The organism is Duganella radicis (genome assembly GCF_009720825.1).
Taxonomy (GTDB): Bacteria; Pseudomonadota; Gammaproteobacteria; order Burkholderiales; family Burkholderiaceae_D; genus Rugamonas; species Rugamonas radicis.
On sequence record NZ_WNKY01000002.1, the window covers coordinates 65296 to 77207 of the forward strand.

The 11912-nt window shown below is 65.0% G+C and carries 11 protein-coding genes; 4 read left to right on the forward strand and 7 right to left on the reverse strand.

Annotated features, from left to right (window positions below; all coding sequences use genetic code 11):
• Window positions 1-49 precede the first annotated feature (49 nt).
• From GM676_RS03430 to GM676_RS03445, 4 genes are read left to right on the forward strand one after another with little or no spacing between them, the layout of a single operon-like run.
• Entirely contained in the window at window positions 50-313 is a 264-nt protein-coding gene (locus GM676_RS03430; protein WP_155461997.1) for a hypothetical protein, read from the forward strand.
• A gap of 42 nt (window positions 314-355) precedes the next feature.
• The gene (locus GM676_RS03435) at window positions 356-940 is read left to right on the forward strand and encodes a helix-turn-helix domain-containing protein (protein ID WP_155461998.1); all 585 of its coding nucleotides are present in this window, start codon (window positions 356-358) and stop codon (window positions 938-940) included.
• The gene (locus tag GM676_RS03440; RefSeq protein WP_155461999.1) at window positions 937-1476 is read left to right on the forward strand and encodes a GNAT family N-acetyltransferase; all 540 of its coding nucleotides are present in this window, start codon (window positions 937-939) and stop codon (window positions 1474-1476) included. Before GM676_RS03435 ends, GM676_RS03440 begins: the two co-directional genes overlap by 4 nt.
• An 8-nt stretch (window positions 1477-1484) precedes the next feature.
• Window positions 1485-2126 carry a phosphohydrolase gene (locus GM676_RS03445; protein ID WP_229262516.1) on the forward strand — a complete coding sequence of 214 codons (642 nt, stop codon included), beginning with the start codon at window positions 1485-1487 and terminating at the stop codon, window positions 2124-2126.
• Here the strand turns inward: GM676_RS03445 and GM676_RS03450 are convergent.
• The 7 genes from GM676_RS03450 to GM676_RS03475 all read right to left on the reverse strand — a co-directional run bounded on the left by GM676_RS03450 (window position 2106) and on the right by GM676_RS03475 (window position 11878).
• Window positions 2106-3323: a glycosyltransferase family 4 protein gene (locus GM676_RS03450; protein ID WP_155462000.1), complete on the reverse strand. Its 1218-nt coding sequence runs from the start codon at window positions 3321-3323 to the stop codon at window positions 2106-2108. The genes GM676_RS03445 and GM676_RS03450 overlap by 21 nt on opposite strands.
• A 5-nt stretch (window positions 3324-3328) precedes the next feature.
• Window positions 3329-4945 (reverse strand): alpha-amylase family glycosyl hydrolase, encoded by a 1617-nt coding sequence (locus tag GM676_RS03455; RefSeq protein ID WP_170304208.1) that lies wholly within the window; start codon window positions 4943-4945, stop codon window positions 3329-3331.
• A gap of 4 nt (window positions 4946-4949) precedes the next feature.
• Window positions 4950-6674, reverse strand: coding sequence for a hypothetical protein (locus GM676_RS31510; protein WP_170304209.1), 1725 nt, complete (start codon window positions 6672-6674; stop codon window positions 4950-4952).
• The gene (locus GM676_RS03460) at window positions 6667-7695 is read right to left on the reverse strand and encodes a toxin-activating lysine-acyltransferase (RefSeq protein WP_155462002.1); all 1029 of its coding nucleotides are present in this window, start codon (window positions 7693-7695) and stop codon (window positions 6667-6669) included. The genes GM676_RS31510 and GM676_RS03460 overlap by 8 nt, the downstream gene beginning before the upstream one ends.
• A 6-nt stretch (window positions 7696-7701) precedes the next feature.
• Window positions 7702-9876, reverse strand: coding sequence for a peptidase domain-containing ABC transporter (locus GM676_RS03465; RefSeq protein ID WP_155462003.1), 2175 nt, complete (start codon window positions 9874-9876; stop codon window positions 7702-7704).
• Window positions 9877-9942: 66 nt separating this feature from the next.
• Window positions 9943-11208: an HlyD family secretion protein gene (locus tag GM676_RS03470; protein WP_155462004.1), complete on the reverse strand. Its 1266-nt coding sequence runs from the start codon at window positions 11206-11208 to the stop codon at window positions 9943-9945.
• A gap of 127 nt (window positions 11209-11335) precedes the next feature.
• A complete protein-coding gene (locus tag GM676_RS03475; protein ID WP_155462005.1) occupies window positions 11336-11878 on the reverse strand; it encodes a hypothetical protein in 543 nt (180 codons plus the stop codon).
• Window positions 11879-11912: the final 34 nt, after the last annotated feature.

Here is an 11912-nt window from a genome sequence, read left to right on the forward strand (position 1 = left end):
CCCATCCGAAGGCCGGGCTTAGCATGGCATTTTCGAAAGGAGACACATCATGAGCCAGCCCAACAAACCTAGCGAAAAAGGCTTCAAGCCCGGCGCCAACATGCCGCGGCAAGGCTACGATCCCAAGCAGCACGGCATGTCGGAAAGCGGCAACCACGCCAGCGGCGATCCAGCCAATGACACGCCGACCGGCAACCAGCAAAGCGCCGCTTCGGCGGCCAAGTCGGTGACGCACCGCGACCGTCAGGCCGGCGCGCGCGGCGACGACTACAGCGACAGCAATCGCAACAACGACAAGCAAGGCAAACGTTGATTCCAGTTTACTGGACATGGATTTCCTGTAAAATGGAAATCCATGGACATCAACCTTTTAATCGCCCGCCGCGTGCGGGAACTGCGGGACGCCCGGAGCCTCTCGCTTGACGCGCTGGCCACGCGCAGTGGCGTCAGCCGTTCCAACATCTCGCTGATTGAACGCGGCGAGAGCAGCCCCACCGCGGCCGTGCTGGATAAACTGGCCAGCGCGCTGGGCGTGGCGCTGGCCGCGCTGTTTGAGGACAAGGGCGCGCCGCAGGACGCGCCGTCGCCGGTGGCGCGCGCGGCCGAGCAGCCGGTGTGGACCGATCCGGGCTCCGGCTACATGCGCCGCAGCCTGTCGCCGGCCGCGCCGTCGCCACTGCAACTGGTGGACGTGGTATTCCCGGCCGGCCAGCGCGTGGCCTACGACAGCGTGCCGCACAACGCCGACATCCACCAGCAGGTGTGGATGATCGAAGGCGCGATGGACATCAGCGTCGGCGCGCAGCACTGGCGGCTGGAAGCTGGCGACACGCTGGCCATGCGGCTCGACCGCCATATCGTCTACCACAACCCCACCCGCAAGCAGGCGCGCTACCTCGTCGCGCTGACCACGCAGCCCACCAGCAGGAGAACCGCATGACCATCACCGTCCGCCGCATCGATGCCGGCGAAGCCCGCGCGCGCACCGAAGTTCTGACCGAGGCGCTGTCCGACGTGTTGATCGATTGCGTGGAAGGCGGCGCCTCGGTCAGCTTCATGCTGCCGCTGCCGCGCGCCAAAGCACAGGCATTCTGGCGCGGCGTGCTGGAAGGCGTGGCGCGGGGCGAGCGCGTGCTGCTGGTGGCGCAAACCGCCGAAGGCCGCATCATCGGCACTGTCCAGCTGATCACCGCCCTGCCGGACAACCAGCCGCACCGCGCCGACATCGCCAAAATGCTGGTCCACCGCGCTGCGCGCCGCCGTGGCGTGGCCGCGCAGCTGATGGCCGGCGTCGACGCCGCCGCCCGCGCGCAAGGCAAGACGGTGCTGGTGCTGGATACCGTCACCGGCGGCGATGCCGAACGCCTGTACCAGCGCGCCGGCTGGCAGATCGCCGGCGTGGTGCCGAATTACGCGCTGATGCCGGACGGCGCCTACTGTGGCACCACCTTCATGCACAAGCAGCTTGCAGTGTAAAATGCGGCATGGCCCGAACACCAAAAGAACACCGCGCCTGGGTGCGCATGCCATCCGGACGCCGGCTGGACCTGCTCGACCCGACGCCATTCGACTGGGACGACAGCGACCTCGCGCTGGGCCTGGCGCGCACCTACCGCTGGGGTGGACATTCGGCCTGGCCCTTGCCGCTGTCGGTGGCGCAGCACTCGCTGACCGTGATGCGCGTGCGTGCCGCAGCTTGTGCATCGGCCGGTCTGCAACTGTCACCGCTATCGGCGCTGCGCGAACTGCTGCATGATGCGGAAGAAGGCTTATTGGGCTTCGACTGCGTCTCGCCGCTCAAGCCCTTCATGGGCGAGGCGTTTAAAACCTTGAGCATGAAACTGGAAGCGGCGGTGTTCCTGCGCTACGGCCTGCCGCGCTGGACAGCCAAGGAACATGCGGCCCACAAGCTGGCCGACCGCCTGGCGGCCGCCAGCGAAGCCGTGCACGTCGCCGGCTGGTCGGCGCAGGAAGTGCAGCAAACCCTGAAAATCACCGTGCCGCCACTGAGCGACGATCCGCTGCACGCCATCTACGGCGGCACGCCATGGGAACCCTGGCCCCCCGCCCTCGCCGCTGAGCGCTTCCTGTCCGAACTGGAAAGGCTACAGGCGTTGTCGGTCTGACCCCGCCTCGCCACCCGGCGACATCGCCCCCTCCGGCAGGAGAACGTCGCGGCGGCACAGCCGGTGGTAAATCGATTGCAGATGCAATGCCGCACGGCGCCAGCTGACCGCCCGGATCTCGTTCCCGCCACCAACGCGCAGGCGCTGTGCCAGGACTTCGTCCGACGTCACGTCGAGCATGGCGCGCGCGATACCATGGACATCGTCCGGCCTGATCCGGACCACTTGCGACAGGATTTCAGTGACGCCGGCATGTTCCGAGATAACGACAGGCACGCCCGCCGCTGCGGCCTCCAGCGCCACAAGGCCGAACGGCTCCGAGATCGACGGCATGACCAGCACGGCGGCGTGGCGGAACAGCTGCGCAACTTCCTCGGCCGTCAGGAAGCCCGTGAAGCTGACCCGGTCGGCAATGCCAAGACCAGCGGCAAGCGCGCGCATCGCCGGCAACAGATCGCCATCGCCGGCCATCACGAACCGGAGCGCCGGATTTGCCTCCAGCGCGATGGCGGCGGCCCGCAGGAAGTACGCCGGACCTTTTTGGTAAGTTACCCGTCCAAGGAAACAGATCAGCGGCGCATCCGTGCGCGCGGCCCGGCGCGGGCCGGCCTCGGGCAGGTCGATGCCGTTGTAGACCACCTCGATACGGGCCGGATCGACGCCATATTCACGAATCAATTGCCGCCGCGTGTGCTCGCTCACGGCCACCACGGCGTCGGCCTGCGCGAGCGCGCTGGCCTCGATCTGCCGGATGGCCTGGTCCGGTGTCCGCGCACAACGGTCGCGTTCAGTCGAGTGCACGTGGAACACCAGCGGCCTGTTCAGAACGCGCCTGGCGGCCAGGGCGGCGGGTGCGGTCAGCCAGTCATGCGCATGGATCACATCCGGCGCCGGCAGCGCAGCCAGCATGCCGGCCATGCTTTCGGCAAATCTGGAAGCGGCGGGCAGCAGGCTGGCGCAGTAGGCCGACGTCCCTTCCACAGGCAGGCCAGCCACATCCTCGGCCGGGTAGCGGATCGCCACGTGGCGCGCGTCGTCGTCCGCGTGGCGCCTTGGAAGCAGCAGCGTGGTGCGCACACCGCCCAGCTGCTTGATTGCCTTGGTGAGCCCGTAGCACGCCGTCCCGAGACCGCCCGAGATATGGGGTGGAAACTCCCAGCCGAACATCAGTACACTCAAGTCAGCATTGTCACTCATATGATTTACGTCCTTTCCAACAGTGCAAGCGTGGCAACCGTGAGCTCCACGCAACCGTCCACCACCTCGCAGGTGGTTCCCGTGTAGGCATCGCGCAATCCCGGCACGGGGCCAAAGTCATCGACGACCCGCAGCCTGACCTGGCCCGGCCCGATGACGATCATGACCACATCGCCCGAGCGGGCGTCGGCCCGCACAAAGACATATGGATCGGCGCTGATGCGCCGGTGGTTACCGCGCGCGATGGCGATGTGGCGCCTGCGGAAACATCCCAGCAATTGCCAGTGCCGGAGCAAAGCAACATCCGGTGCCGACCAGTTCATGTCCGAGCGCGTCGCCTGCACCGGATCGGCCGCCGCATGGGCCGATGGCGGCCGCGCGGTTTCATCGCCATAAAAAATCTGCACGCCGCCAGGCAGGAGCATCAGGGCGGTGGCGCCGAAATGCAGCCACGGGCGGGGGAATAATTCGGTGTCATGCGACGAGAGATAAGACAACACATCATGCTCGCGGCCGCCAAGCGCCTGCGCGTACCGGGCATACAGGCGATCCAGCCTCATCCATGCAAGACTGCGGCCAAACGCCGAAGCCAGGTCGGCGGCCTGCGCAATGTCCTTGAGCTCATGCTGAAAACTGAAGTTGAGGACGCTGTCGAACCCGTGGTCAAAATAGGCGCTACGCTCCAATCCGTGCCCGAATACCTCGCCCAGCATCCAGAACTGCTGGTTGGCATCGCCGCGGCCGGTCTCCTCTCGCCATTGCCTCCAAGCTGCCCGGGCCTGCGACTTGAGCCGCTGCCAGGTCCGCAATCCGACATGCCGCGCCGAGTCACAGCGGAAACCATCGACGCCAAACTCCCGCACCCACTGGCACAGCCAGCCGATCACATAGCCAGCCACTGTCGTGGCCGGCAGATCGACGGCCCCGGTGTCGGGCTTGGTCCGCAGGAAGGCCGGCAGCGCGACATGGTTGTCGCATTCACTCAGCAGCCGGGGCAGGCCGAGCATGAGCCGGGTCAGCTCGTCATCGCCACCGCTTTGATAGCCCGGCAAGGAGGCGCGCACCCACGCCGGCCCCCACCAGTCCAGCAGCTGCGGCGCGTCCAGATTGTAGCCTGCCTGATAGTTCTCCACTTCCACCGTGCCGGCGTGGGGCTGGACGGTGGCTGGCAGGAACTGGCTCAGGGTGTTGAGGTCCGGATAGCCCACATGCCCCAGCACCACATCGAGAACGATGGCAATGCCGCGCGCATGGGCCTCGCTCACCATTTCCCGGAACGAGGCGCGATCGCCGAAGTTGGCGTCGACGCAAGTGTAGTCCAGCGGCCAGTAACCATGATAGGCCTCGTGACGGAAGCCGGCCGCGCCCGGTACCCAGCCGTGTATCTGTTCATACGGCGCGCTGATCCAGATCGCATTCACGCCCAGCTCGTTAAACCAGCCGGCGCGCAGTTTTTCACTGATTCCGGCGAAATTCCCGCCGTGAAACGTCCCCATGCCGCCGGGTTCGTTGAGCCGGCCGTAACTCCCCATCCCGGAAGGTCCACTGGCGTGAAACCGGTCGGTCATCAGAAAATACACGATCGGATTCTCCGCGAACCCTTGGTCCTGTTCTGGTGTCAAGGCATCATCCCTGTATGGCCGGCCCGTCGTCGCCGGCCAGCGCAACGGCGCCGCGCAGCGGCGGATGACAGTCCTGTTGAAAGGTGACGCCATGCGCCGACATGGTCTGTACCGGTAATGGCCCAGGATCGGGCGCGCCCTCCCCGTCATGCGACAACTCCTCACGTGCATAGACCTTGCCGTCGGCGCGGTGCCGGTACAGCAGATAGCTGGAAGCGGCGTTGACGGCAAAGCCCAATGCCGTATCGCCATCGGCAAGATGCGGCGTATCGCGCCGGCCGCGCGCAATCTGGCCGCGGATCAGGCTACTCACCTGGTCGCGCGCATCGACCGTCTCATGCCGCTGCATGGCGGCCAGCGCCTGGTAGATGGCCGATTTGGCGTCCTCGCGATAAAGATGGGGCCGGGAACGCGCAAGCGCGGCACAACGCGCCTCGGCCAGCGCCTGTTCGCCAGCGCCGACATAGTCGCGCAAAATACGCTGCCATTGCCGCAGATGGGCAGGCGCCGGGCGCGACCATACCTGGTGCACATCCCACGGTATGCCCGGCGGCGGCAAGCCGGCGCGCAGGTCGAACGCTTCGCGCTGAAAATGCGCGATCACGGCGGACAGCGAACGCCACAGCAGCGCATGGTCGCCTCCCTCGGCGGCAAGCTGGGCCGCCGCCGTGCCGACACCGCACAGCCGCAGCGCCTGCGCGATCAGCTCGACCCGATACCGGTGCTGAGCCGCCTGGCACTGCGCCTGGATGTGCCGCTCCTCGCCCAGCGCCCCGTCCACATAGCGCCCGAAGTAATACGACAGCTCGCGCACCGCGTGGCGGATGGCTGCGAACTGGCCGGCAAACGGCTGCGGCGATTGCATGGTGGCGATACTGGCCCATGACGGCAAGGCCGAACTGGCGCCGAAATCGAGCAAGGCACCATCCATGCTGATATTGGAGATCGTATTGCTGCCATGTGGCATGCGGTGGATGAATGCATACGCCAGCTGCCGTGCCCACTGCTGCCAGAAACGGGGCAAGGCGTCCGCCAGCGCCGCGTGGCCGAACAGCGCCTGCGTGTGCGCAAAAAAAGCCGCGACGCGGCGCTGATCGCGGCTGCCCTCCCTGGGGTCGCCGGACCAGAATCCGGTGGCACGCGCAAAGTGGGCCGGACGCACCACGTTCGGACGCACCAGCAAGGTCCGCCTTTCATGCTTGGGGCCATGTTCGGTCTCCCACACCTGCACCAGGCCGGTGTCGATGATCGCCAGCACCGGGATCGCGGAAGCGGGGAACTCATGGCGCGCAATCTCGGAAAAAATCGCCTCGCGCACGCACTCCTCAAGATAGGCGCCACCCGACGCATGCGCCTGCGGCGTCAGGGCAGACACCAGGGGCGTGCGCCCGACGCCTTTGACATGGTAATTGCCGCACACCACCGCGCGGCCGCTGCCGCCATTCAGGCCGATGCCGCTGCCGCCATAGCGGTCGGCGCATGCCATCACGCATGCTTCTTTGTCTTGCTCGTCCACCACGCGATAGGCGCACGTCCTCAGCAAGTGCGCCTCATACCGCGCCAGGTCGCCGTGCAGCGCCGCGAAACAGGGGTCGTGGCGTGCGCACGCCTCATTCAGCCACAGCAGTCTTGGCCGGGCCAACGCCGCCAGCGCGACGGGGATATGAAAACCCTGCGCGCCAAACAGTGCCGCGCTCTGGCCGGGCGTCATCCAATTTCGCTTAAACATGGAGCACTCCTGATAAAGCCGGACTGGCGGCCAGCCATCGGTCAATCACGTCGCCGGGGCATTGCCGGTCCAGCGGCACGCATTGCGCCGGCGCCGCCGCGCTGCTTGCGCGGTACAGCAGACAGTGGCGTTGGTCGGGGAATAAACGTCCCGCGACATCGGCGATGGTTTCCGCCCGGGATGCGGCCGAAGTCGCCACGTCGAAAAAGCACAGGGTTTCGCCCTCGTTCCATTCGGACACATGCACCGCGTGCAGTGGCTGTTGTTCGATGCGCGCGATCGTGCGTTCGGACAGCCAGGCCCAGGTCAGCATGCCGTTCGGGCAGCCGCCGGCATCCTCGTAGACGCGAAACTGCCGCAGCGTCGCGATGGTCCGCACCAGATGCGCGGAACGCAGCAGCGCTGGCGCCGCCGGGCCGGCCTGGATCAGGGTACGCATGATCTGCCCGACCTGATGGTATTGCATAAAGCTCTCCCGCCGTTCCCGCAGCACGTCGAAATTCATCGCCGGCTTCTGCTGCGCAAGGCTGGCCGCGGCCCTGCGTTCACCGAAGAAGCCGCTCAGATCGGCGCGCGTCAGCTGCTTGGCGATGCGGTATCCGCCGCGATAGCGAAAATAGGCGGCGCTGGCGTGGCGGTCCAGCACATGATCGCGCAGATGCAGCAGCACCAGCGGCAGCATCGCCACATGGACATAGAAATCCATGATCCACAAATTGTCGCCCGACGCCCACTCCCCGCCGCCGAGCGCCGCCGGCCCGGAGGCGATCAGCCGGTCCATGCGCGCGGCGTCGACGGTCGCCCAGGAAATGAACGCGACGGCCCTGGCCTGCGCGTCAAAACAGAAGGCAAACTGGTTCGCCGCGATAGCCGCGTTCAGGCCGGGAAGGTGCGCGGCGACCCGGGCCGCGCCCCATTTCTTTTCAACCAGGCGGCTTGCCAGTCCGAGCGCCAGCGACTTCCTGGCCTGCGGCTGCTGGAACGCGCCCACCTGCGTCAGCATGTCATCGAATGTGATCATGGGCGGTCAGACCGTCAATTCGGTGGTCATCGCGGCCTCCCGGGCGGCGTGCGTTACCGGCGCGGCCGTCCCTCTGGCCGGCCGCTCCTCGCGGAACTTGCCTTTTTCGATGCGCAGCACGCGGTCGGCGATCGCTATCGTCTGCGGGCGGTGGGCGATCAGGATGCGCGTGATCTTCAACGCCGCGACGGCCTCGTTGACCAGCGACTCGCCGTCCAGGTCCAGGTGGCTGGTGGCCTCGTCGAGGAACAGGATCTGCGGTCGCTTGTAGAGCGCGCGCGCCAGCAGCACACGCTGCTTTTGCCCGCCCGACAGGACCGTGCCCATGTCGCCCACCAGGGTGTGATATCCCATCGGCATATGGATGATCTCGTCATGGATGCCGGCCATCCTGGCGCACTGCTCGATCCATTCCCGCTCCGGCTTGTCGTCGAAGAAGCAGATATTGTCGAACAAGGAGCCGCCGTAAAGCTGGTCATCCTGCATGACGGTGGCGATCACACTGCGGTACTTCTTCAGGCCCAGGCGGGCAATCGGAATGCCGCCGAGCAGCACATTGCCATAGCTGGGCTTGAGTATCCCCAGCAGGATTTTCATGGTGGTGGTCTTGCCCTCGCCCGACGGTCCCACAATGGCGACACATTCGCCGTAGCGGATCGTGAAATTCGCGTTCAGGATGACCGGCGGATCGCCGGGGCTGTAACGGAACGATAATTTCTCGGCAACCAGTGTCAGATCGGCCGGCAAGTCGTGGCTCAAGGCCAGGCGATCCTCTTCCGGCGCCGCCGTGACAATGTCGGACAGGCGGTCCGCCTGGATCGACAGCATTTTCAAGTCCACCATCTTGTCGACCAGCGAATTGACGCGGCCCGTGAACTGTTCCTTAAAACTGAGGAAGGCGAACAGCATGCCCAGCGTCATGGTGTTGTCCATCACGATGAGCGCCCCCAGCCAGAGGACGGCGGCACGCTCCACCGAACCCAGGATCGACCACGCCGCGCTAAATACCAGCGTCATCTTTTGAATCGCCAGGCTGGCATTGGTCGCGCTCACATAGCGGTTCAGCCAGGAGGTCTTGCGCTGGAGTTCCTTGTTGAACAGCTTGATGCTGCGCACCCCGCGTATGGTTTCGAGAAAATACGTTTGTTCGAGCGCCTGCTTGACCAGCACGCCCTGGTTGGCGAGGCGCAAGGTGTTCATGCGCGTCCAGCGCAACAGGCAATACAGGACCACGGCGACCAGGGTCACCAGCGTCAGCTGTGGGCTGTACAGCAACATCATGATCAGAGTGCCGATCGCCAGCAAGCCGTCCAGCACGGCTTCCACCATGGCCGTGGTCAATACCCGTTCGATGGCGTGGACCGAGCCGAAACGGTTCAGGATATCGCCGAGATGGCGCTTTTCAAAAAAATCGATGGGCAGATGCAGCAGGTGTCCCATGACATTCGACATCCATTGCAAATTGAAGGTGGTGCTGATGTACATGCCGGTCCAGCTGCGCAGAAACGTCAGGATCGCATGCGTGACACCCATGCCGGCGGCGCCCACGCACAGCAGCGCCAGCAGGCCGCGGTCGAAGGCGCCGATCGCTTCATCGGTGATCCATTGATTAGCGATCGGCATCAGCAGCGAGATCGCTTCCAGCACCAGGGCCATGGCCAGCAATTGCAGGATGCCGCGCTTGAGGCCGATGACCTTGCCGACCACGTCGGCCAGGCGGATGCCGGCGGGCGGGGTCTTCTTGCGGAAGTCGAAATTGGGCGTCAGCTCCAGCGCAATGCCGGTGAAGTGCTCGGACACCGCCGCATATTCCAGCGTGACCTCGCCGGCGGCGGGATCGAGCACGGTGATGGCGCCGGCCTTCACCTGTTTCAGCACCACAAAATGGTTCAGGTCCCAGTGCAGGATGCACGGTGTCTGCAACAGTTCCAGGTCGTCGAGATCCAGTTGCAGCGGGCGCGCCGACAGCTTCAGCTGGTCCGCCATTTCGATCAGCCGTTCCAGCGTCACGCCTTTCAGCGAGATCGGAAAGATCCGCCGCAACTCGGGCAGATCGGTCTCGTAGCCATGGTGGCTGGCGATCATGGCCAGGCAGGCCAGCGAACATTCGGACGCTTCGGTTTGTAAAATCAGCGGCAGCTTGCCGCCCGCTTTGAAGCCCAATTGTTTAGTGAATTGCATAAGTGGTTAATCCCCGGGAACTGGCACAAGAATCGGTCGGCGCGATGCGGCGGCGGCACGCATCGCTCATGTGCCGCCCAGCGTATGCAAGGGCTCCAGCAGCCATTCGTAGAGTTTTCGTCGGTCCAGCTCGACCTCCGCCTCCAGTTGCATGCCGGATTTCAGCCGCTCCTGCTGGCCGTAAGCCGTGACGGTATTGCCATCCAGCTTGACCACAATCGAATACAGCGGCTCCTTGTTGGCCATGTCCTTGGCGGTCAAGGTGGTGGTGCTGCTGAATTCATTGGGCGGGGTGGGCGCCTCCGCGATATTCAGCACGCGGCCGGTGTAGGCGCCGAACTTCTGGAACGGAAACGCATCGATCTTGAGGTGCACGGCTTCGCCGGGATGCAGAAACCCGATCGCCCGGCTGGGCGCATACAGGCGGGCCTGCAATGCGGAAGCGCCTGGCGTAATCGCCATCAGCGCCACCCCGGACACCGTCGATTGCCCCGGCACGATCGACACCGATGACACGGTGCCGTCTTCCGGCGCCACCACGCTCCAAGCGTTGTCGCCGGCGTTCTGGGAGATTTCCGCCCGGGTGGTGGCGATATCCCTTTCAAGCTGGGCCCGCGACATATCGAGTTTCAGCGGCAGGCTCGCACGCTCGCGCTCCAGCCGGTCGACTTCGGCCTCGGTGGCGATCAGTTCATTTTGCAGGGCGTCGAGATGGATCTTCTGGTCGAACAGGGCGCTCTGTTGCTGGGTCAGTTGCAGGCCGGTGACATAGCCAGCGCTTTTCAAGTTATCGAACTGCCTGACCGTCGCCTCGGCGGCTTCCAGGTGCAAGGTCTGGGTGCCGATCTGCTGCCGCAGGTTGTCCACGGTTTTCTTTTTGCTGGCCAGCTGCTGCCGGTTTCTTTCCTTGTCTTCCGTGCTCAAATTAAGCAGGGCATCGAGCTCATGCTCGAGCGCGGCCAGCCGGGACGCCGTCTGCTGGCCGATTTCGGAATGCACGTCGGCGCCGGTATTGCTGCGCCGCTCGGATTTGGCGATCAGCAGGATCTGGCCCTTCTTCACGACATCGCCTTCGCGCGCGCGCAGCTCGGTGACCACCCCCGCTTGCGGCGCATACACGCGCGCCAGCCCGGCCACCGGCTCGACGACGCCGGAGATACGGCTATGGCGAGTATAAGTCCCGCAGCACATGGCGACCGCCATGGCAACCAGGATGGCAATGGCGAACAGGGTGAAGACGCCATGCGACAGCGGATGCACGATGACGATATTGCCGCGTATCGTGGACTTGCGCGATTCGAGGACTTCGGCGCGTATGAGTTCTGATTGCACGAGCTTCTCCGGAGGCACACTTAAGCCAGGCAGATGAAGGCGGCCGGCGCACCGGCCGCCCGAGGAAACGAGCGCATTCCCGCTGTGCCGGGACGGCGGGAATGGGCCCGTTGTCGCGCGTCAGGCGTCAGCCGTACACGCCGCCGTCACCACCGCCGTCTTCCGGATCGCCGACGCCGCCGCCGCCCGGATCGCCGCCGGCCCAACCGCCGTCGCCACCACCGCCGTCGTCGCCGCCGCCACCGCTAAAGTCGTAACCGGCGAAGGCGACCATGTCGCCGCTGTCGGCCTGGGCCAGTTGCTCGATCCCGGTGTCGCCGTCGTCGACCGTGGTCTCGGAGATCTTCTGGCCCGTTTTCAAATCGATGGTGGTGCAGTCGGTCCCCTTGCAAACACTTTCGATCTGGGTTTTGGTGTCCACTGTGGTGACCGTGCAGCTCTGCGTGTCGACCGAGGCGCCGCCGTTGGCGTCGACTAATTTGCCTTTGGTATTAATCGCCAGATTGAGGCTGGCCGAGAACGGCGTGGTGCACACCACCGTGGTCGTGATACCGTTGAAGCTGCCGATGTAGACCGTCGGCGATTGCTTGGTCAACTGCGTGGTTTGCGCAGGGGCGACGGGGCCGCCACCACCGATGTACGCGCATTCGGATTTGCTAATTACTCGCATTATGCTGGTTCCTTGAGTTTGAATCGGTTTATAG